This is a genomic window from Candidatus Halobonum tyrrellensis G22 (assembly GCF_000495475.1).
GTDB classification, from domain to species: Archaea; Halobacteriota; Halobacteria; order Halobacteriales; family Haloferacaceae; genus Halobonum; species Halobonum tyrrellense.
This window is the reverse complement of the sequence record NZ_ASGZ01000013.1, coordinates 69,128-88,460: the sequence shown is the minus strand read 5'-3', so window position 1 is coordinate 88,460 and position 19,333 is coordinate 69,128. Positions and strand designations below refer to the sequence as shown.

At 72.1% G+C, this 19,333-nt stretch carries 20 protein-coding genes and 1 tRNA gene; 11 read left to right on the top strand and 10 right to left on the bottom strand.

Features of this window, described 5'->3' with window-relative positions:
• Window positions 1-124: 124 nt before the first annotated feature.
• Both K933_RS04710 and K933_RS04705 read right to left on the bottom strand, forming a co-directional pair.
• Window positions 125-1,597: a single-stranded DNA binding protein gene (locus K933_RS04710; protein ID WP_023393544.1), complete on the bottom strand. Its 1,473-nt coding sequence runs from the start codon at window positions 1,595-1,597 to the stop codon at window positions 125-127.
• Window positions 1,598-1,861: 264 nt separating this feature from the next.
• On the bottom strand, window positions 1,862-2,347 hold the full coding sequence (locus tag K933_RS04705; RefSeq protein WP_023393543.1) for a hypothetical protein: 486 nt from the start codon (window positions 2,345-2,347) through the stop codon (window positions 1,862-1,864).
• A 123-nt stretch (window positions 2,348-2,470) separates the two neighbouring features.
• On the opposite strand from K933_RS04705, the gene K933_RS04700 reads away from it, so the two are divergent.
• Window positions 2,471-2,543: transfer RNA gene (locus tag K933_RS04700), tRNA-Arg, on the top strand.
• Between the two features lie 372 nt (window positions 2,544-2,915).
• Here the strand turns inward: K933_RS04700 and K933_RS18960 are convergent.
• The gene (locus K933_RS18960) at window positions 2,916-3,128 is read right to left on the bottom strand and encodes a hypothetical protein (RefSeq protein ID WP_152529748.1); all 213 of its coding nucleotides are present in this window, start codon (window positions 3,126-3,128) and stop codon (window positions 2,916-2,918) included.
• 58 nt (window positions 3,129-3,186) lie between these two features.
• Here K933_RS18960 and K933_RS04690 point away from each other — a divergent pair, with 58 nt between their 5' ends.
• Complete coding sequence (locus K933_RS04690) at window positions 3,187-3,858, top strand: DUF309 domain-containing protein (protein ID WP_023393541.1); 672 nt, start codon at window positions 3,187-3,189, stop codon at window positions 3,856-3,858.
• 21 nt (window positions 3,859-3,879) lie between these two features.
• Here K933_RS04690 and azf read toward each other — a convergent pair whose 3' ends face one another.
• Window positions 3,880-4,668 (bottom strand): NAD-dependent glucose-6-phosphate dehydrogenase Azf, encoded by a 789-nt coding sequence (azf, locus tag K933_RS04685; RefSeq protein ID WP_023393540.1) that lies wholly within the window; start codon window positions 4,666-4,668, stop codon window positions 3,880-3,882.
• A 99-nt stretch (window positions 4,669-4,767) separates the two neighbouring features.
• Here azf and K933_RS04680 point away from each other — a divergent pair, with 99 nt between their 5' ends.
• Window positions 4,768-5,178 (top strand): dihydroneopterin aldolase family protein, encoded by a 411-nt coding sequence (locus tag K933_RS04680; protein WP_023393539.1) that lies wholly within the window; start codon window positions 4,768-4,770, stop codon window positions 5,176-5,178.
• Between the two features lie 117 nt (window positions 5,179-5,295).
• On the top strand, window positions 5,296-5,778 hold the full coding sequence (locus K933_RS04675; protein WP_023393538.1) for a DUF5790 family protein: 483 nt from the start codon (window positions 5,296-5,298) through the stop codon (window positions 5,776-5,778).
• Between the two features lie 35 nt (window positions 5,779-5,813).
• Here the strand turns inward: K933_RS04675 and K933_RS04670 are convergent, their stop codons facing one another.
• A complete protein-coding gene (locus K933_RS04670; protein WP_023393537.1) occupies window positions 5,814-6,560 on the bottom strand; it encodes a creatininase family protein in 747 nt (248 codons plus the stop codon).
• 168 nt (window positions 6,561-6,728) lie between these two features.
• Here K933_RS04670 and K933_RS04665 point away from each other — a divergent pair, with 168 nt between their 5' ends.
• Window positions 6,729-7,424: a methyltransferase domain-containing protein gene (locus K933_RS04665; RefSeq protein ID WP_023393536.1), complete on the top strand. Its 696-nt coding sequence runs from the start codon at window positions 6,729-6,731 to the stop codon at window positions 7,422-7,424.
• A gap of 62 nt (window positions 7,425-7,486) precedes the next feature.
• Here the strand turns inward: K933_RS04665 and K933_RS04660 are convergent, their stop codons facing one another.
• Together K933_RS04660 and K933_RS04655 are read right to left on the bottom strand one after the other, a co-directional pair.
• The gene (locus K933_RS04660) at window positions 7,487-7,942 is read right to left on the bottom strand and encodes a type IV pilin (protein ID WP_023393535.1); all 456 of its coding nucleotides are present in this window, start codon (window positions 7,940-7,942) and stop codon (window positions 7,487-7,489) included.
• A gap of 147 nt (window positions 7,943-8,089) precedes the next feature.
• Window positions 8,090-9,553 carry a DUF7094 domain-containing protein gene (locus K933_RS04655; protein WP_023393534.1) on the bottom strand — a complete coding sequence of 488 codons (1,464 nt, stop codon included), beginning with the start codon at window positions 9,551-9,553 and terminating at the stop codon, window positions 8,090-8,092.
• 117 nt (window positions 9,554-9,670) lie between these two features.
• Between K933_RS04655 and K933_RS04650 the strand changes: the two genes are divergently transcribed.
• From K933_RS04650 to K933_RS04625, 6 genes are all read left to right on the top strand, one after another.
• The gene (locus tag K933_RS04650) at window positions 9,671-10,915 is read left to right on the top strand and encodes a helix-turn-helix transcriptional regulator (protein WP_152529747.1); all 1,245 of its coding nucleotides are present in this window, start codon (window positions 9,671-9,673) and stop codon (window positions 10,913-10,915) included.
• 54 nt (window positions 10,916-10,969) lie between these two features.
• Window positions 10,970-11,791: an electron transfer flavoprotein subunit beta/FixA family protein gene (locus tag K933_RS04645; RefSeq protein WP_049947599.1), complete on the top strand. Its 822-nt coding sequence runs from the start codon at window positions 10,970-10,972 to the stop codon at window positions 11,789-11,791.
• Window positions 11,788-12,780 (top strand): electron transfer flavoprotein subunit alpha/FixB family protein, encoded by a 993-nt coding sequence (locus K933_RS04640; RefSeq protein WP_023393531.1) that lies wholly within the window; start codon window positions 11,788-11,790, stop codon window positions 12,778-12,780. Before K933_RS04645 ends, K933_RS04640 begins: the two co-directional genes overlap by 4 nt.
• A 131-nt stretch (window positions 12,781-12,911) precedes the next feature.
• On the top strand, window positions 12,912-13,703 hold the full coding sequence (locus K933_RS04635) for an electron transfer flavoprotein subunit beta/FixA family protein (protein WP_023393530.1): 792 nt from the start codon (window positions 12,912-12,914) through the stop codon (window positions 13,701-13,703).
• Window positions 13,700-14,668: an electron transfer flavoprotein subunit alpha/FixB family protein gene (locus tag K933_RS04630; RefSeq protein ID WP_023393529.1), complete on the top strand. Its 969-nt coding sequence runs from the start codon at window positions 13,700-13,702 to the stop codon at window positions 14,666-14,668. The genes K933_RS04635 and K933_RS04630 overlap by 4 nt, the downstream gene beginning before the upstream one ends.
• 285 nt (window positions 14,669-14,953) lie before the next feature.
• On the top strand, window positions 14,954-15,796 hold the full coding sequence (locus K933_RS04625) for a polyprenyl synthetase family protein (RefSeq protein WP_023393528.1): 843 nt from the start codon (window positions 14,954-14,956) through the stop codon (window positions 15,794-15,796).
• 10 nt (window positions 15,797-15,806) lie between these two features.
• Here the strand turns inward: K933_RS04625 and K933_RS04620 are convergent, their stop codons facing one another.
• The 3 genes from K933_RS04620 to K933_RS04610 all read right to left on the bottom strand — a co-directional run bounded on the left by K933_RS04620 (window position 15,807) and on the right by K933_RS04610 (window position 19,091).
• A complete protein-coding gene (locus K933_RS04620) occupies window positions 15,807-16,202 on the bottom strand; it encodes a hypothetical protein (protein ID WP_023393527.1) in 396 nt (131 codons plus the stop codon).
• A 259-nt stretch (window positions 16,203-16,461) separates the two neighbouring features.
• A complete protein-coding gene (locus K933_RS04615) occupies window positions 16,462-17,325 on the bottom strand; it encodes a 2-oxoacid:ferredoxin oxidoreductase subunit beta (protein WP_023393526.1) in 864 nt (287 codons plus the stop codon).
• On the bottom strand, window positions 17,322-19,091 hold the full coding sequence (locus K933_RS04610; RefSeq protein WP_023393525.1) for a 2-oxoacid:acceptor oxidoreductase subunit alpha: 1,770 nt from the start codon (window positions 19,089-19,091) through the stop codon (window positions 17,322-17,324). Before K933_RS04610 ends, K933_RS04615 begins: the two co-directional genes overlap by 4 nt.
• Window positions 19,092-19,333 lie beyond the last annotated feature (242 nt).

Below are 19,333 nucleotides of genomic sequence, written 5' to 3'. Positions count from 1 at the left end.
GTTGCCGTGGTTAGGGGTTCCGTCGGCGGGGCCGCCGGTCGCGGCGCGGTCGCTGCGCTCGCGCGCTTCGGAGCGGCTGGGTCGGCGGGCGGCGCGTTCCGTGGCCGGAGCGCCCCGAAACGGCTCAGAACACGTCGTCGGCGTCGATGGTGCCGTCGCGCTCGCGCCCGCGGACCGTCACCTCCTCGCCGAGTCGGAGGTTCGCGCCGGTGTTCACGCTCCGGGTCTCGGTCCCGTCGTCGAGCACCACCGGGTCGCCCGCCTGCACGACGGTCCCGGTGAACTCGACTTCGCCGGCGGCGTCGGCGTCGTCCGCGTCGGTCTCGGCGGTCGCCGCGGCCGCGCCGCCGGACCCGCCCGCCCCCGCCGACCCGCCGGTGTCGGCGTCGGCCGACTCGCTCGACCCGTCCGACCCGTTCGACTCGAACGCGTCCAGACCGCCCTGTCCGGGGTCGCGGTCGCCCGTCGCCTCGGCCGACCCGCCGCCGCTCGCGCGTTCGAGCACGGAGACCGTCGAGCGCCACCCCGCGGAGGCCTCGATGTCGTCCTGCCAGCCGTCTTGGATCTCCACGTCGGTGAAGACGACGCGGTCGGCCAGGTCGATATCCTTGTCCGCCTTCTCGCCCCACAGCGCCACGCGGATCTCGTCGGTGTCGTCTTTCACGCGGACGTTCCGCACCTGCCCCTGCGAGCCGTCGTCGCGGTCGAACGTCCGCTTCTCGCTCGTCTCGATGACGCCGCCCGCGATGTCGACCGTCTCGTCCATCTCCAGGTCGGCGATGTCGGTCGTCTCGGGGACGTACTCCACGTCGGCGTCCACTGCCTCGATCGACCCCCTGTTGCCGACGTGGAGTTCGAGCGAGCCGTCGCGTTCGCGGACGTAGCCGTCGACCACCTCGACCGTCTCGCCCGAGGCGAGTTCCGTCGCGCGGTCGGCCCGTTCGTCCCACAGCGTCACCCGGATTCGGCCGGTCTCGTCGCCGAGCGTGAGGTTGGCGACCCGACCCTCGGTGCCGTCGTCGCGGTCGAACGTCCGCACGGAGTCGGTGTCGAGCACGCGCCCCACCAGCGTCACGTCCGACGCGCCCAACTGGAGGTCCTCGACGCGGTACTCGTCGAGCGCCTCCACGTCCACCTCGGCGTCGTCGTCGGGTTCGGCCTTGTCGACCGCGACCTCCAGACCGTTGTACCCCTCCTTCGGGCGACCCATGACCCGGAGCACGTCGCCGGGCTGGAGTCGATCGGCCGCGTCGACGGCCATCCCGTCCCACATCGAGATGGTGATCCGGCCGGACTCGTCGGCCACCTCGACGTTGAGCACGTGGCCGTCCTCCTCGTCGTCGCCGTCGCGTTCGAACGTCCGCACCTCGCCGACGGTCATCACCTTCGCGAGGAACTTCACGTCGTCCATCCCGGGCTTGATGTCGGCGACGCGGTTCACCTCCTCGTCGCGCAGTTCGTGGGCGATGAGCATGGCCGCCGTCTCCTCGTCCGCGAGTCCTCCCATCTGCTCGACCTTCTCCTCGACGGCGGCTTCGAACTCCTCGAAGGGGACGTCCGCCTCGACGTCCTCGTACACGTCCTCGATCACGCCCATGGCTCTGTCCCGTTCCAGGCGGACGCGTCGCTTAAGGGTTGTCTTCCGCCGAACGGGCCGCCGCAGTCGGGCGATCCGGGCGGACCGCTCGCCGCACCCGTTCCGTCCGTCGCGCCCGTCACCACCGCCGCCGTGTCGCTCGCGTCGCCCGCGTCCGGGGTGGATCGTGTCTCGGATGCTTCTGGTGTCTCTGGTGTCTCGGATGTCTCGGCGTGCACGCGGCGAGTGGTCCGCCCATCGGTCAAGAACGTTCGGCCGCGCGGCTCAGGCGGACGCGCGCGTCGCCTCGGTCCGCTCGCCCGTCGACTCGTGGTACACCACCGTCTCGCCCGGGACGCCGCCGGCGAACGTCACCAGCTCGCGGTAGCTCCGGTGGACGACCCGTTGGGTGCAGGCGGTCCCGCGGTCCGACTCGCTCTCGGTGGCGACGACGACGGACAGCGCGTCCGCCTCGGCGTCGTACTCGGCGGACGCCAGTGCCGCCTCGGCGCAGCCGTCGGCGCCGGCGAGACAGCCCTCACACCGCACGGTCGACCCGCCGTACGTGACCGCGGCGAACCCCTCCTCGCCCGCGTCGCAGTCGCCCGTCCGCGCGAACGACCGGTCGGTCACGCGCGGCGGGCCGCCGTCCGTCGGCGTCCCCGTCGACGGCGACCCGTCTCCCCCGCTCTCGTCCCCGCTGCCCGCACAGCCTGCGAGCGCGCCGCCGACTGCCGCGCCGACGCCCGCGAGCAGCCGTCGTCGGTTCACGGTCGCGCGTCGACCGGCGGGCGGAAAAGGCCGCCGGCGGCGCTCGCGCCCGCTCGCGTCTCCCCGACTCGCGCGCCCGACTATCGTAACCGTCTTATGTGGGTCCGCAGTAGGTAGGGGTGAGTCCTGGTAGGGTAGTGGACTATCCTCTTGGCTTGCGGAGCCAGGGACCGGAGTTCAAATCTCCGTCAGGACGTTCCCTTCGGTCACGACCTGACGTGCCCCACGCTCGCTCACTCCGTTCGCTCGCGTGGGACTCCGTCAGGACGCTACATTTTACCGGCGCAACGCGACGAGCGGAGCGAGGAGCCTGCGCCGGTTTATGCGCCGCACACGGAGATTTGAGCAGACGAGACGAGCGGAGCGAGTCTCGGCGAGTTCAAATCTCCGTCAGGACGCTCACTGCGTTCGCGACCTGACGTGCCCCACGCTCGCTTCGCTCGCGTGGGACTCCGTCAGGACGCTACATTTTACCGGCGCAACGCGACGAGCCTGCGTCTCGCGACAACTCGTCCGACGGGTGGATACAGCTCTCCGAACCGCCCGCAGCCACCGCGCTATCGCTCGATCACCCCTCGTCTCCGACCTCGATGCCGACCGCCCCGAGGTCGTCGCGGTCCAGGTGGCCCTCGTCGACGGGACTGCCGACCGTCGCGCCGGTCACGCCACCCGGCGGGCCGAACGCCAACGACCCCACCCCGACGCCGGTGACGGGGAGTTCGACCGTCGCGGGCGCGCTCTCCAGCGCGCGGCCCCGGGAGTCGTTCGCCAGGTTCGCCACGCGGAACTCCCCCAGGTCGACGGACAGGTCTAACCCCGCGCGCGCCGAACCGCGGGCAGTGACCGACACGGAGCGACGGACCGAACGCGACGTCGACCCCCCCGAGTTCCGCCCGGCCCTGCGCGCCGGCCTCGCGCTGTACGCCGACGGCGAGTACCGCCCGGCCCACGACCCGTGGGAGGCGGTGTGGCTCGGCCTCGACGCGGACGCGGACCCCGTGGACGAACCGCTGCTCCACGGGCTGATCCAGTTCACCGCCGCGCTCCACCACGCCCGGACCGGCAACTGGAGCGGCGCGACGGGGCTGGCGCGGAGCGCGGGCGACTACCTCGCGGGCCTGCCTGCGGACGCGCGGGGACTCGACTTGGACGCCGTCCGCGACTACGCCCGGGGACTCGAACGCGACCCCGAGCGGGTCGAACGCGGCCCGCCGCCCCGCGTGACCCACGAGGGCGCGTACGTGACGTACGCCGACCTCTCGGTCGAGGCGGCGGCGCTCGCGGCCGAGGCGCTCGCGGCGGGCGACGGGTTCAGCGAGGCCGCGGAGGGAGTCGTCGCCGACGCCGCCCGCTACGCCCGCGAGGAGCGCGGGACGGGCCGGTCGACGTTCGCGGCGCTACTCTTCGACCTGCTCGCGGGCGACCCCTCGCGGGCGTTCGTCTTCGACAGGCTGGAGCGGCAGGCGGCGAACCGGCGGCGGAAGGAGGAGGACGTGAAGGGGCTGTTCTGACGGCGGCCCTACGAGCGCGCGTCAGGCGGCGTCCTTGGGCTCGCCCTCGAAGGTGTAGTCGGCGGAGTTGTCCTGCGGGTCGTAGCCGAGCACCTCGCGGGCGCGTTCGAGCGAGTAGTAGCGTCGGTCGTTGTTCGAGATGCCGTACACCACCTCGTAGTCGTACTCCGCTTCGAGACACCGGCCGAACAGGTGCGCGCAGTCGCGGTGGGAGAGCCACATCGCCTGCCCGCGTTCGTACTCGCGGGGCGGGTGGTCCTCGGTGAGGTTGCCGATGCGGACACAGGCGACCGAGAGCCCGTACTCGTCGTGGAAGTAGCGGCCGAGCGTCTCGCCGGCCGCCTTCGAGACGCCGTAGAGGTTCGACGGCCGCGGGAGTTCCGAGCCGTCGAGGCGGTAGTCGTCGTTCGTCCGGTAGAGGTCGGGGGTCCGCTCGTCCGTCTCGTAGGCGCCGACCGCGTGGTTCGAGGAGGCGAAGACGACGCGGTCGACGCCCGCGGCGGCGGCGGCGTCGAACACGGCGTGGGTGCCGTCGATGTTGTTCCGGAGCACGGAGTCCCACGGCGCGTTCGGCCGGGGGTCGCCCGCGAGGTGGACGACGGCGCCCACGTCCCGCACCGCCTCGCGGACCTGCCACTCGTCGGTGACGTCCGCGACCACCGTGTCGTCCTCCGAGACGCCCGCGGGGAGCGCGTCCGCGCTCACGGGCTCGCGGTCGAGCAAGCGCCAGTCGTACTCCCCGCTGATGCCCGAGAGGATGGCCCGTCCCACCCGCCCGCCCGCACCCGTGAGGAGTACCGGGTCGTCCATTCGATCCGGGGTGGGTCGCCGGCCGGTAAATAACGGTCGGTCCCGGCCACCCGCCGGATCGCTCGACAGGCCTTTCCGCCCGCCGGGCGAGCGATGCCCATGCCTACGGACGCCCAGCAGGCGTGTTTCGAGGCGGGGATCAAGTTCGGCTCGCTGTACCACCAGTTCGCGGGGACGCCCGTCTCGCCCGACAGCGCCCGCTCGCTCGAACGCGCGATGGCCGATGCGATCGAGAACCAACCCCACTGCGAGTCCGTCACGGTCGCCGTCGACGACGACGCGGTCCGGGAGGCCATCGACCACGACGAGGGGTACGCCGAACTCACCGGGCACCTGATGACCGTCGAGATGCGCGTGCGCTATCGCGGCGTGACCGTCCGCACGCGGATGGCGATGGAGGACGGCTACCCGCGGATGCGACTCGTCGACGTGGTCGACGACGGTACTTCGACCGACGACGACGGCGCGGGCGACGACGGGTCGGCGGGGGCGGCCGACGGCGACCGCTGACGGGTCGACGCTCGCGCGGACGGCGGGTGCGGATCCGGTCGAAACGGCTTGAGAACCCGCGTTTCACTTTCACTTTCACGCGACGGTTTAAAGCCGGGCGGGGCGAAACGCGTGAGCATGAGCCAGTCCAGCTTCGACGACGACGACCTGTTCGGCGAGGCGGCCGACGAGATGCGCGACGAGGTGGAGGGGCACCTCCGGGCGGCGCGGGCGAGCCTCCCCGAGGCCGACGACGTCTGGGAGACCGACGCCGACAACGTCCTCGGCGCGCTCAACGGGCTGTCGGCGGCGCTCGACACCGGCGACGCCGTCGAGGAACTCCGCGCGGCCAAGAAGCAGTACGTGCTCGGCGAACGCGCCGACGCGTTCGAGGACGCCGACGACCTCGCGGAGGAGATCGAGCAGCTACAGGACCTCGTCGAGACGCTCGACGGGGCCCACGAGCGGGTGAACGAACTCACCACCACGGTGCCCGGACTCCGGAGCGACCTGGAGGAGGCGCACGGCGAGGCGGGGACCGACGCCGAGACCGACGAGGAGTCGGACGAGGGGACCGAGGCGGACGCCGACGACGCGGACGCTGACGAGGCCGAGGCGTAGCGTAGCGGGTCCCACCCGCTCGGCCCGGCCGGGCGTCAGCGCCGTCCCCGGTCGCGCTCGCGCACCGCGTCCAGCACCGCCGCGAGCGACTCGCTCGCGCGGTCGAGCAGTTCCGCCCCCAGCTCGGCGTCGCCCGCGCTGGGGTCGCCGACGACGCCGTTGTCGGTGAACTCGTCGCTGTCGTGCGCGAGGTTGACCCCGCGGACCCACTCGCCCCAGCGGGGGCTACCGCCGTCGCCGGCCGACCCTACCTCCGCTTCCCGGACGAGGTCGGGCGCCACCCGTCGGAGCAGCGCCGTCTCCAGTTTCCCGCCGTGGCCCATGTCGGACGCGTGCTCGCCGACCGCCTCGAACCACGTGAACGACACCGCGTACGCGCCGGTCGACTCGTCTCTGGAGACGCGGCGGGCCACCTCCGCGAGCGCTTCGACGTTGCCGCCGTGGCCGTTCACCAGCACCACCCGGTCGACGCCGTGGCTCGCGAGGCTCTCGACCGTCTCGCGGACGTACGCCCGGAACGTGTCGGGCGAGACCCACAGCGTGCCGTCGAACGCGCGGTGCTCCTCGCTCACGCCGACGTGGACCGGCGGGGCGACCACCGGGTCGGGGTCGCCCGCCTCCCGTACCCGTTCGGCGGCCGCCTCCGCCACCGCCACCGCGGTGAGCGCGTCGGTGCCGAGCGGCGCGTGCGGGCCGTGCTGTTCGGTGCTCCCGACGGGGAGGAGCGCGGCGTCGGGGGCGGCGTCGCGCACCTCCGTCCACGTCGCCTCGGTGAGGTTCATGCGCGAGCGTGTGGCCGGGCGGCCTTGTAGCTGTGCGCCTTCGACCTCGGCCGTCCGTCGGGGGTCCGCCGGGAGGCGGCCGGGCGGCGGACCGACCGCACCCCCGGCTGCCGTCGAGCGGAGCCGCACCCGTGGGGGTTATGGCGGGTCCGGGCCAACACGCCGCCGATGGGACTCCTCGAGGACAAGGCGCGCGCGCGGCTGTTCTACAAGTACCTCTCGACGGTCTACGACACGATCAACCCGTTCGTCTGGAACGACCGGATGCGCAACCAGGCGCTGGAGTGGTTCGACGCCGACCGCGACGACCGGGTGCTCGACGTGGGGTCGGGCACCGGCTTCGCCACCGAGGGGCTGCTCAACCACGTCGACGAGGTGTACGCGCTCGACCAGTCGGTCGACCAGATGGAGCACGCGTTCGCCAAGTTCGGCAAGCGCGGGAAGGTCACGTTCCACCGAGGCGACGCCGAACGGCTCCCGTTCAAGGACGACACGTTCGACAAGGTGTGGTCGTCGGGTTCGATCGAGTACTGGCCCGACCCGGTCGCGGCGCTCCGGGAGTTCAACCGGGTGACGAAGCCCGGCGGCACCGTCCTCGTCGTCGGCCCGGACTACCCGAAGAACCGCGTGTTCCAGCGGCTCGCCGACGCGATCATGCTGTTTTACGACGCCGAGGAGGCCGAGCGGATGTTCCGCGAGGCCGGCTTCGAGGAGATGGACCACTACGTCCAACAGCGCGCGCCCGGCACGCCCCGGGCCATCACGACCGTCGCGCGCGCCACCGACGCCGACGCGGCCGACGCGGCCGACGGGCGCTCGGAGTCGTCCGCCAGCGGGCGGCTGAGCCGCATCCCCTTCCTCTGACCGGCACCCCGGGCGGCTCCGCCCCCGCCCGCAGTCCCCCGTCCCAGCCGTCCGCGACCGCGCTACCGCGCGGTGGTGACGAGGCTGACCACCCGCCGGTCGCCCGCGTAGACGGTCACGCGCACCCGCGCGCCCGGGCCGAGCGCCGGGTCGTTGGTCGACGCGAGCCGGACCGACGCCGACTCGCCGGCGGTCCACGCGGGGTCGGCGGCCGCGTTGAACGGCCCGGTCGGCCCGCCGCGGAACCCCTCGGCGGCGAAAAAGGGGACCGGCGGCTGGTGGCGCAGGCGCGTCCCGTTCACCTCGACGACCACCCGGAGGTCGCGCGCGTCGAGCGTCCCGCCGCCTTCGTGGCGCAGCGTGACCGCGTCGCCGTCGACGCGGAGCGAGAGCGCGGTCGCCGCCGCCGGCCGGTCGGGCGCGGTGACGCCGACCGCGGCGACGGTTCCGGCGAGCGCGACCGTGACGAACACGAGGAGGACGACCCCGACGACCGGGGCGGACCCACGGCGTGACACGGGGGTCGTGCTCGCCCGATCGGTGATAAAGTCGAGCCGCGTCCGGCGGTCACGCCCACCCGAGCGCCGGGACCGACGGCCGGGACCGCTCACGTCCGCTCCCGTCGACCGGCCGTCGCGCGGGCCGGCCGGGCCGCCGAGCCGGGGTCACTGCGTCCCGCCGGAGGTCGGGGTCGTAGCGGTGCCGTTGTCGCCGACCTCGCTCGCGTCGAACGTGTCGGCGACCGTCTCCGGTTCGACCGGCGACGTCTCGACGATGACGGCGTTCGGGGTACCGATCTCGACCGCGGTGACGTAGTACGTCCCCCGCGGCGAGAGCGCCCAGAGGACGCCGTCCTCGCCCGTCCGCCCGACCGTGGTGCTGTCCTCGCCGCGGCCGAGTTGGACCGTCCCGTCGACGGGTTCGCCGGTCGAGGCGTCGGTCAGTTCGAGTCGGATCGGCCCGCCCGCGTACGACCGGTTCACCGAGAGGGTGAGCCCGTTCTGGGTGTTGTTCGCGACCGTCGTGCTCGGGAACGTGGTGAGGTTGATCCGCTGGTGCTCCTCGAACACGCGCTCGCTCCCTCCGTCGACGAAGGCGGTGAGCTGTCCCCCCGGGTACGCCACCCGGTAGATGAACGTCCCGCCGCGGCCGGAGCCGCTCGTGGCGGTCCGCGCGTCCCATATCTCGGGGTAGCTCCGCGCGGTCACGGCCTGGGCGACGGCGGGCTGGATCGACGACCCGTCGAGGTTGCGCAGGTCCCCCCGGTACGTCTCGCGGACGTACTCGCCGTCGGTGACGGTGGTGACGACGACGTTCGTACCGGTTGCGGAGACGTACAGTCGGGTGGCGTCGCCCGACCCGCGGAGCGCGGCGACCGCGCGGTCGGTGACCGGGCCGCCGAACGTCTCGAGGTCGTACAGGAGCGACTGGGTCCGCCCGGTGTTGAGCGAGAACCCCTCGACGTCCTCGGCGAGCGTCGACAGCAGGCGGACGCGGTTGGCGAGCGCGCCCGCCTCCGCGCGGATCCGCGCGCGTTCGACCACGAGGTCGGTCGCGGTCAGTTCGCCGTTGGCGTACGACCGGACCGTCGACCGCGAGCGGGTGCGGAGCGTGACCGCGCGGCGCTCGACGGCGTTCATCCCGTCGAGGATCGCCTGGCTCCGCGCCTCGGCGCCGTCGGCGCTTCGGACCCGCTCGCGCACCGCGATCGTCTCCATCCGCTCGGCCGAGCGGTTGGTGCCGAACGACACCGCGACGCCGGCGTCGATAGTGACCGAATCCATCCGCGTGACGGGCGTGGCGCCCGAGGGGAGCCAGAGCACCCGCGAGACGTTCACCGTCCCGGTCACGTTCGTCGCGTTGACGGCGGCGACCGGGACGGGGTCGGCGACGCTCGCGTCGGTCGGCGGCAGCGGGGCGTCGACGCCGGACGAGTCGGCGGCTGGGGTGGCGTTGCCGTCGGCGTCCGCGGCGACGCCCGGCACCGACGCGCCGACCGTTCCGGTTCCGACCGCGGCCGCGTTCCGCGCCGGGGCGTCGGGCCGCACCGTCCCGGCGAGAGGGGTGACGCCCCCGACGACCGCGACACAGACGAGGAGGAGGGCGGCGAGAACGGGGGAGGCTCTCATACGGCCGGGTACCCGCGCCCGGCATAAAAAGACCCTGCAACCCCGTCTCGGGGCTTCTCCCCGCTCCCGGGCGAACGATGGAAAGCGTTTTGCCGGGTCACGGTGACCGAGTTCACGATGCGGTACGTCGCCCTCCTCTTCGCCGCCCTCTGTCTCCTCGCCCCCTCGACGGCGGCCGTCGCCGCCCCGCCGTCGGCGGCCGGCGGCGCCGACCACGACGCGCTCGCGGGCGCGTCCGGCCCCTCCCCTCAGCAGGTCCAGTTGTCCTCGTTCGGTCGGCCGACGACCGAGTTCGTCGTCTCGGTCCACGACGACCGGAGCGCGCGGTGGAGCGTCACCACGACGTTCCCGTTCGAGACGGACGCCGACCGCGCGGCCTTCGAGGCGTACGCCGACCGGTACGAAGCCGGCGAGGCGGTCGGCGGGCCGAGCGCGGTCGTCTTCCGGAACGCGGCGGCCGTCGCGGAGAACGCCACCGGCCGCGAGATGGCGATCCGCGACGTCAACCGGTCCGCCGGGCTCGTCAACGAGACGGCGGGCGTGCTCCGGCTCAACTTCACGTGGACCGGGTTCGTCGGCCGCGACGACACCGGCCAACTCGTGCTCGCGGACGTGTTCCGGACGGCCGAGAACACGACCTGGTTCCGCACGCTCCAGTCGGGGCAGCGGCTCGTCGTCGCGCCGCCGGCGGGGTACATCCCCTCCGACGTCGACGTGCCGCCCCGCTACCAGATCGACGACCGCCGGGTCGTGATCACGGGCGCGGCCGTCCTCGACGCCGACCAGCTTTCGATCCGGTTCGCCCCGACGGCGACCACGCCCGACCCGTGGGGACTCGACGACCAGGGGCTCCTGCTCGTCGCCCTCGGCGGCGGCCTCCTCGCGGCGGCCGTCGCGGTCCTCCTCTACCGCCGACAGCGCGCGGGCGACGGGGAGGGGGAGAGCCGGACGCCCGCGGCGGCCGCCGGCCCGGTGAGCGGCCGACCGACGGACGGCGGGGCCACGTCGCCGGCCGGCGACGACGCGCCCGCCGACCCCGCCGGCGGGAGTGACGCCGACGCGGCCGACACCGGCGGGACGGACGCTGACGGGGAAGACGAGACGGACGTCGAACTCCTCTCTGACGAGGAGCGCGTCGAACGCCTCCTCGACCGCAACGGCGGGCGGATGCGGCAGGCCGCCATCGTCCAGGAGACCGGCTGGTCGGACGCGAAGGTGTCACAGCTCCTGTCGGCGATGGCGGACGACGAGCGGGTCGAGAAGCTCCGACTCGGCCGCGAGAACCTCATCTCGCTGCCCGACTACGACGACGCGGCCGACGCCGACGGGGCGGACGGACCGGGCGGGACCGACGGGACCTGACCCGCGCCGCGGGTGCCGAAACTGTTTACCCGCGACCGCGGGTACGGGCGGTCGATGAAGGTCCTCGTCGCCGTCAAGGAGGTCGCGGAGGCGACAGACGGGTTCGAGATCGACGGGGTCGATATCGACCGTCGTCACTTGGCGTACGGCCTGAACGAGTGGGACGAGTACGCCGTCGAGACCGGCGTCAGGGTCGCCGAACAGTTCGACGACGCCGCCGACGACGCCGACGCCGCCGGCGCCGACACCGAGGTGGTGTCGGTGACGATCGGTCCCGAGCGGGCCGAGGAGACGGTCCGGACGGTGCTCGCGAAGGGAGTCGACCGCGCGATTCGCGTGTGGGACGACGATATCGCGGCCGCCGAGTTGGACGTGGCGGCGAAGACGCGGCTGCTCGCGGCGGTCGCCGCCGAGGAGGAGCCCGACCTGATTCTGACGGGCGTGCAGGCGAGCGACGACGAGTTCGGCGCGACCGGGGTGTCGCTCGCGGACGAACTCGGCGTCGAGTGGGCGGCGGTCGTCAACCGGGTCGAGGTCGACGACGCGCTCGCGCGCGCGCGGGTCCACCGCGAACTGGAGGGCGGCGTCGAGGAGTTGAGCGAGGTGGACCTGCCGGCGGTGCTCACCGTCCAGGTCGGGAGCACCGACCCCCGGGCGGCCAGCCCGATCGGGGACGGGCCGGACGCCGAACCGATCGAGCGGCGGGGCCTCGCCGACCTGGGACTCGACGCGGGGGCGGTCGAGTCGCCGTTCCGGCGGACGGGCGCGTCGGTGCCGGACCGGGGCGTGTCGACCACCTACTTCGACGGCGACACGGACGAACGGGCGGCGGGGGTGGCCGACCTGCTCCGCGACGAGGGAGTCGTCGACGGATGAGCGCCGGCGCCGACGCCGAGGGCGGCGTGCTCGCGGTCGTCGACCACCGACGGGGGGAGCTTCGCGACGTGAGCTTCGAGATGGTCACGGCGGGGCGGAGCCTCGTCGACGCGGTCGGCGGCGAACTCCACCTGGCGGTGGTGGCAGGCGACGTCGAGCGGTTCGCGGAGATGCTCGACGTCGAGGGGGTCGACGCCGTCCACACGGTGGCGGACGGCGAGGAGTTCAACCACGACGTGTACGCGACGACGGTCGAGGCGCTGTACGCCGACCTCGAACCCGAGGTGTTGGTGATGCCGGGGTCGGTCAACGGACTGGACTACGCGCCCGCGGTGGCGAACAGGCTCGACCTGCCGCTCGCGTCCGGCGCGGTCGCGCTCTCGACTGACGGCGGCGACGTGGAGGTGACCCGTCGGATCTACCGCTCGAAACTGGAGGTCACCGTCGCGGTCGAGGAGACGCCGTTCGCCCTGACGGTCCGCGACGGCGCGTTCCCGGTGACGGACAACACGGGCGAGGCCGAGATCCGGCCGTTCGAGGTGGCGGTCGACGAGTCCGCGCTCGGGTCGCGGGTGTTGGGGTTCGAGGAGGTCGGCGAGGCGATCGACGTCACGTACGCCGACCTCCTGATCGCGGTCGGCCGCGGGATCGGCTCGGAGGAGAACCTCGAACTCGTCGAGCGACTCGCCGAGGTGACCGGCGGGACGCTCGTCGCCTCGCGGCCGGTCGTCGACAGCGGCTGGGTCGAGCGGAGTCGACAGGTCGGCCAGTCCGGGCAGTACGTCCGGCCCACCGTCTACCTCGCGGTCGGCATCTCCGGGGCGGCCCAGCACGTCGGCCAGATGGAGAACAGCGAGACGGTCGTCGCGATCGACCGGGACCCGAGCGCGCCCATCTTCGACGTCGCCGACTACGGGGTGGTGGGCGACCTGTTCGAGGTGGTGCCCGCGCTCGTCGAACAGTTCGAGGGCGACGAGACGGACGCGTAGCCGACCCCCGCGGGGTCTCGCCGCGCGTGACGGGGCCGCGACGGTCGGCTGAGGGCCGCTCCGCCGGGTTCGCGGGCGGCGCGGACCCCGTTTCCGAAACTGTTTACCCGCGACCGCGACACGGGTGGACGATGAAGATCCTCGTCACCGTCAAGGAGGTCGCGTCGGCGGCCGACGACTTCGAGATCGAGGGTACCGACATCGACGAGCGGTACCTGGAGTACGACCTGAACGAGTGGGACGACTACGCCGTCGAGGCGGGCGTGCGGATCGCCGAGGCGACCGACGACGCGGAGGTGGTGTCGGCGACGATCGGTCCCGAACGCGCCGATGAGACGGTCCGGATGGCGCTCGCGAAGGGGGTCGACCGCGCGGTCCGCGTGTGGGACGACGATATCGCGGCCGCCGAGTTGGACGTGGCGGCGAAGACGCGACTGCTCGCGGCGGTCGCCGCCGAGGAGGAGCCCGATCTGATTCTGACGGGCGTGCAGGCGAGCGACGACGGCTACGGCGCGACCGGGGTGTCGCTCGCGGACGAACTCGGCTTCGGGTGGGCGGCGGTCGTCAACCAGTTGGACCTGGACGACGACCTGACGACCGCGAGCGTCCACCGCGAACTGGAGGGCGGGGTCGAGGAACTGACCGAGGTGGACCTGCCGGCGGTGTTCACCATCCAGACGGGGATCAACGAACCGCGGTACGCCAGCCTGCGCGGCATCCGGCAGGCGCAGTCGAAGGAGATCGCGGTCCGGGGGCTGGCCGACCTGGGACTCGACGCGGGCGCGGTCGACTCGCCGGTCCGACGGACCGGGATGACCGAACCCGAGACGCAGTCGGACGCCACCTACTTCGACGGCGACGCCGACGAGCAGGCGTCGCGGGTGGCCGAGGTGCTCCGCGATCGGGGGGTGGTCGGCGAATGAGCGCCGACGGGGACGTCGCGGTGCTCGGGGTCGCCGACCACCGCCGGGGCGAACTGCGCGACGTGAGCTTCGAACTCGTGACCGCGTGTCGCGAACTCGCCGACGCGGTGGGCGGCGAACTCCACCTGGCGGTGGTGGCGGGCGACGTCGAGCGGTTCGCGGAGATGCTCGACGTCGAGGGGGTCGACGCCGTCCACACGGTCGACGAGGGCGAGGAGTTCAACCACGACCTGTACGCCGCGGCGACCGCGGCGCTGGTCGAGGAACTCGATCCGACGGCGCTGGTGATGCCCAACTCGGTCAACGGGTTGGACTACGCGCCCGCGGTGGCGAACGCGCTCGACCTGCCGCTGGTGTCGGACGCGGTCGGACTCTCGTACGACGGCGGACTGGAGGCGACCCGCGAGATGTACGGCTCGAAGGTCGAGACCACCGTCGCCGTCGACGAGGAGCCGTTCGCGGTCACGGTCCGCGGCGGCGAGTGGCCGCCCACCGACGCGCCGGGGGAGGCCGAGATCCGGCCGTTCGCGTTCGACGCCGACGAGTCGGCGTTCCCCTCGCGCGTGCTGGGGTTCGAGGAGGTCGGCGGCGGCGACGTCGACATCGCTGACGCGGAGTTCCTCGTCTCCATCGGCCGCGGCATCGAGGAGGAGGAGAACCTCGACCTGATCTACGACCTCGTGGAGGCGACCGGCGCGACGCTGTCGTCGTCGCGACCCCTCGTCGACAACGGCTGGCTCGACCCCGCCCGGCAGGTCGGCCAGTCGGGCAAACAGGTGACGCCCGACGTCTATCTCGCCATCGGCATCTCCGGCGCGGTCCAACACGTCGCCGGCATGAAGGGCAGCGAGACGATCATCGCGGTCAACGACGACCCGAACGCGCCCATCTTCGACATCGCCGACTACGGGGTGGTGGGTGACCTGTTCGAGGTGGTGCCCGCGCTCATCGAGCAGTTCGAGTAGTCTGAGTCGTTCGAGGCGGCCGGGCCGCCCGCGCGGTTCGCGACCGCCCGACGCCGCCGACCGCCGGCCGAGCCGTCGCCGTAGGGGACGGGGACCGCACCGCCCGTCCGGGTTCGATTCGGCTGCCCGCTCGCCGCCGTCGTCCGTCCTCGCTTCACGTCGGTTCTCGCCCGTCGTGCCGCTCATCGCCGTTCGCGGGTCCACGCTCGATCCGTCGTCGACGCGCCCGCGAGCGGCGCGCCTCACTCCGGTAGCCTCTTGCATACCGCGCCCCGACCGCCGCCAATGGAGTATCTGGAGCGTCGGGTCGCGATGGTCGACGACCGCCTACGGGAGGTGACCGGGGCGGTCGACCCGGCCGAACTCTCCGGCGAGTTGGAACACGTCGTGCTCGCGGGGGGGAAGCGCGTCCGGCCGACGGTCACGCTCCTCGCCTGCGAGGCGGCGGGCGGCGACATCGAGACCGCGGTCGACTTCGCCGTCGGGGTCGAACTCGTCCACAACGCGTCGCTCGTCGTCGACGACATCATCGACCGCTCGGCGGTCCGCCGCGGGACGCCGAGCGCGTGGGCCGAGTACGGCTACGGCGCGGCGCTGGTCGCCTCCGACGGCCTGTTGGGCGAGGCGTTCGCGCTGTTCTCGCGGGACGAGCGGGCGATGCAGGTGGTCGCGGAGTCGATGGTCGAACTCGGCGAGGGCGAGGCGGTCGAACTGGTCGACCGCCCCGCGAACGAGGCGGAGTACATGGAACTCGCGCGCCGGAAGACGGGCGCGCTGTTCCGCGCGGCCGCCGAACTCGGCGCGGTCGCCGCCGACACCGACGGGTTCGCGGTCGAGGCGTTCGGCGAGTACGCCGAGCGGGTGGGCGTGGCCTTCCAGATACGCGACGACGTGTTGGACGCGACCGCCGACGAGGAGGCGTTGGGCAAGCCCACCGGGCAGGACGAGGCGGTCGACCGGCCGTCGCTGCTACAGGTGACGGACCTCACGCCCGAGGAGGCGAACGACCGCGCGCGCGAGCAGGCCGACCTGGCGCTCGAAGCCTTAGAGACGACGGGCGTCGGCGAGTCGGACGCGCGGGGCTACCTCCGCGACCTCGCGGAGTTCGTCGTCGTCCGCCAGCGCTGAGTCGCCGAACTCAGAACTCTTCTGCGGTGTCGACGCCGACGACCACGCCGAGTTCGCCGGGTTCGAACCGCTCGTCGGCGTCGACCGCGTCGGCGAACAGCAGGCGGGCGTGCTCGGTGTGTGCCGCCTCGACGGCGGCGGTGAGGTCGTCGCCGAAGTCGAACCCCGCCCCGTCGAGCAGGTCGTCCCACCGCCCCTCCTCGACCCGGTAGGCGCGCACCTCGTCGACGGTGACGTGGTCGGCCGACCGCTCCAGTTCGCCGTGCCGGCCGATGAGGACGGCGTTCACCTCGACGAGCGCGTCCGACAGCGTCTCGGGGTCGACCCCCCGTTCGTCGGCGACGCGTTCGACGATCCTACCCCCGATCGGTGCCTCCGCGGTGTCCGGCGTCTCGTCGTTCGACACACCTCGGGTCTCGGACGCGGGCGGTTTCGACCTTCCGGCCGCGCGCCGAGAAACCGCGGAACGAGCAGAACGAGCGGATCCGATTGCGGCGCGGAGGCGGTGCGGTGTCGTGCGGTGCCGCGGCGGTACCTCCGCCGACCGCGAGCGAGGGCCGGAGGCCCGAGCGAGCGGCCCTTTCGAGCGTGAACGGGTTTTGGCGGGGGTCGACGAGCGAGCGCGGCGAAGCCGCGCGAGCGAGGAGGCCCCCGCTAAAAGTGGTTCAGTAGAACTCGCGCACGAGGTCCGTCGCGCCGTCGGGCGCGCCCTCGTCGACCTCGCTCATGTTCGAGTCGAGTCCGTGCTGTTTGCCGTACGGCACCGACTCGTCGTCCTGGTAGAGCACGCCCATGTACTCCTTGTCGGCGTCGAGGACGCGCTCCTTGGCGGCCTCGCGGTCGTTCGGGTCGTAGTCCTCGTCGGCCAGGTCGACCAGCGAGTCGCGGAAGTAGTCGTACGTGTCGACGTCGTTGAACGTCACGCAGGGGCTGAACACGTTGACGAAGCCGAACCCGTCGTGTTCGATCGCCTTCTGGACGATCTCCTGGTGGCGCAGCGCGTCCGAGGAGAACGACTGGGCGATGAACGTCGCGCCCGACGCGAGCGCGAGCGCGAGCGGGTTGACGGGGGGCTGTTTCGGCCCCTCGGGGGTGGTCGCCGTCTCGAAGTCCTCACGCGAGGTGGGCGACGCCTGCCCCTTGGTCAGCCCGTAGATCCGGTTGTCCATGACGATGTAGGACATGTCGACGTTCCGCCGGACGGCGTGGACGAAGTGACCCGCGCCGATCGAGTAGCCGTCGCCGTCGCCGCCCGCGACCATCACTTCGAGGTCGGGGTTGGCCATCTTCACGCCCGCGCCGACCGGGAGCGCCCGGCCGTGCACGCCGTGGAGCGCGTAGCTGTGCATGTACGTGCCGATCTTGCCCGAACAGCCGATGCCGGCGACGACGAAGGTGTTGTCGGGGTCGTTCCCCGTCTCCGCGAGCGCCTTCATCATGCCGTTCATCGTCCCGAAGTCGCCGCAGCCGGGACACCACGTGGGCTGTTTGTCGGACTTGAAGTCGGTGAATCTAACGTCTGAGCTCATTGGTCGGCCTCCAGGGTCTCCCTGTCGAGGGTCTCCTTGATCCGGGTTGCGAGTTCGTCGGCCTTGAATCGCACGCCGTTGTACTTGTTCACGCGCTTGACGCGGGTGAGGGTGTCGTGTTCGAGCACGTCCGCGAACTGCCCCGAGGCGTTACACTCGACGACGATGACGTCCTCCGCCTCGTCGAACGCCTCCGAGAAGTCCGGCCGCGGGAAGATGTACGGACACGACAGCACGCGCACGTCGACGCCGTCCTCCTCTAGGAGTTCGAGCGCCTCGCGCAGGGCACCCTCGTTCGACCCCCACGAGACGACGAGCGTGTCGGCGTCGGGGTCGCCGAACTCCCGCGCCTCGAACCCCTCGCGCTCGCGGGCGGTCTCGACCTTCCGGTTGCGCTTGTCGACCTGTTCGACCCGCATGTCGGTGTCCTCGGTCCGTCGCCCGAGTTCGTCGTGTTCGAGACCGGTGGACATGTGCGCGCCGCCGGCGGTGCCGGGGGTCGCACGCGGGCTGACGCCGTCGTCGGTGAGTTCGTGCGGCTTGAACTGCTCGGCGTCGGTCTGGTGGTCCCCGACCGTCTCCTCGTCGACGAGGTTGCCGCGGTCGACCTCCACCGCGTCCATGTCGAACGTCTCGGGTTCGAACGTCTGTTCGGTGACCGCCATCGCGAGGTCGGCGGCGATGAACACCGGCGTCTGGTACTTCTCGGCGAGGTTGAACGCCTCCACCGTCTTCCAGAAACACTCCGCGACGGTGGTGGGCGCGACGACGAACCGCGGCACCTCGCCGTGGCCGCCGTACAGCAGCATGTTGAGGTCGCCCTGCTCCTGTTTGGTCGGCATCCCCGTCGAGGGACCCGACCGCATCACGTCGCAGATCACCAGCGGCGTCTCCGAGGTGGCGACCAGCCCGAACGTCTCGGTCATCAGGTCGATCCCCGGCCCGGAGGTGGCGGTCATCGACCGCGCGCCCGCCCGCGCCGCCCCGAGCGCGAGGTTGATCGCCGCGAGTTCGTCCTCCGCCTGGACGACGTGCCCGCCGAACTGCTCGATCCGCCCCGTCAGGTACGTCATCACGTCGGTCGCGGGCGTGATCGGGTAGCCGGCGTAGTACTTACAGCCGGCGGCGATCGCACCCATGCCGATCGCCTCGTCGCCGTTGAGCAGGACGTAGTCGTTGTCGGTCGTCTCCAGGTCGTAGTCGAACGAGAGGTCGCCGTGCTCCTTCTCGACGTACTCGACGCCGTTACGGGCCGCCTGCTTGTTGTTGTCGACGATCGCCTGCCCCTTGTCGCCGAACCGCTTCTTGAGCGCGGAGTCGAGGTTCTCGATCGGGAAGTTGGTCACCTCGCACGCGGCCCCGAGCGCGACGACGTTGCGCATGATCGCCCCGCCCGCCTCCTCGCCGAGTCGCTTGAGCGGCACGTCGAGGCCGGTCATCTCGCCGGGAATCTCGACGTCCTGCATCGTCGTCCGCTCGCCGTCGTAGATCACGACCGAGTCGTCGTGGAGTTCGTCGAGGTTCTCGTCGATCGTTCGCGGCGTGAGCGCGATCAGTACGTCGAGGCGGTCGACCACCGAGTCGACGCGGTCGACCGACGTCCGGACCTTGTAGGCGGTGTACCCGCCGCGGATCCGGGACGCGAAGTCCTTCGACGTGAAGACGTGTCGACCCGCCCGGGAGAGTGCCTGCGCGAAGATCTTTCCCGTAGAGTCGATGCCATCGCCAGCCTCCCCGCCGATGGCCCAGTTGAAGTCCGCTGGCATACTAGTCTGCCCTACCCGGGGTCGGAGGAAAAGCCTTCTGAAAGGGGGAGACACCTCACGCGCGCCGATTTCGGTATTCGCTCCCGAAGTAACGACGATCCGACAGCCCGAGCCGAAATTCCGAAAGAAACCCGGTCGTTCTCCCCGAATTTCCCGCGTTTCGGCAGCCGCCCGCGCCGCCTCCCTGGGACGGCGGTCGCCCGGGCGCCCGGACGGCGGGCGTCGCGACGGCGCCGACCCTC

Bases quoted from the DNA above. Each gene is read 5' to 3' on its own strand.
- K933_RS04710 (WP_023393544.1), bottom strand. From the start codon at position 1,597: ATGGGCGTGATCGAGGACGTGTACGAGGACGTCGAGGCGGACGTCCCC.
- azf (WP_023393540.1), bottom strand. From the start codon at position 4,668: ATGGACGACCCGGTACTCCTCACGGGTGCGGGCGGGCGGGTGGGACGG.
- K933_RS04680 (WP_023393539.1), top strand. From the start codon at position 4,768: ATGCCTACGGACGCCCAGCAGGCGTGTTTCGAGGCGGGGATCAAGTTC.
- K933_RS04675 (WP_023393538.1), top strand. From the start codon at position 5,296: ATGAGCCAGTCCAGCTTCGACGACGACGACCTGTTCGGCGAGGCGGCC.
- K933_RS04670 (WP_023393537.1), bottom strand. From the start codon at position 6,560: ATGAACCTCACCGAGGCGACGTGGACGGAGGTGCGCGACGCCGCCCCC.
- K933_RS04665 (WP_023393536.1), top strand. From the start codon at position 6,729: ATGGGACTCCTCGAGGACAAGGCGCGCGCGCGGCTGTTCTACAAGTAC.
- K933_RS04655 (WP_023393534.1), bottom strand. From the start codon at position 9,553: ATGAGAGCCTCCCCCGTTCTCGCCGCCCTCCTCCTCGTCTGTGTCGCG.
- K933_RS04650 (WP_152529747.1), top strand. From the start codon at position 9,671: ATGCGGTACGTCGCCCTCCTCTTCGCCGCCCTCTGTCTCCTCGCCCCC.
- K933_RS04645 (WP_049947599.1), top strand. From the start codon at position 10,970: ATGAAGGTCCTCGTCGCCGTCAAGGAGGTCGCGGAGGCGACAGACGGG.
- K933_RS04640 (WP_023393531.1), top strand. From the start codon at position 11,788: ATGAGCGCCGGCGCCGACGCCGAGGGCGGCGTGCTCGCGGTCGTCGAC.
- K933_RS04635 (WP_023393530.1), top strand. From the start codon at position 12,912: ATGAAGATCCTCGTCACCGTCAAGGAGGTCGCGTCGGCGGCCGACGAC.
- K933_RS04630 (WP_023393529.1), top strand. From the start codon at position 13,700: ATGAGCGCCGACGGGGACGTCGCGGTGCTCGGGGTCGCCGACCACCGC.
- K933_RS04625 (WP_023393528.1), top strand. From the start codon at position 14,954: ATGGAGTATCTGGAGCGTCGGGTCGCGATGGTCGACGACCGCCTACGG.
- K933_RS04615 (WP_023393526.1), bottom strand. From the start codon at position 17,325: ATGAGCTCAGACGTTAGATTCACCGACTTCAAGTCCGACAAACAGCCC.
- K933_RS04610 (WP_023393525.1), bottom strand. From the start codon at position 19,091: ATGCCAGCGGACTTCAACTGGGCCATCGGCGGGGAGGCTGGCGATGGC.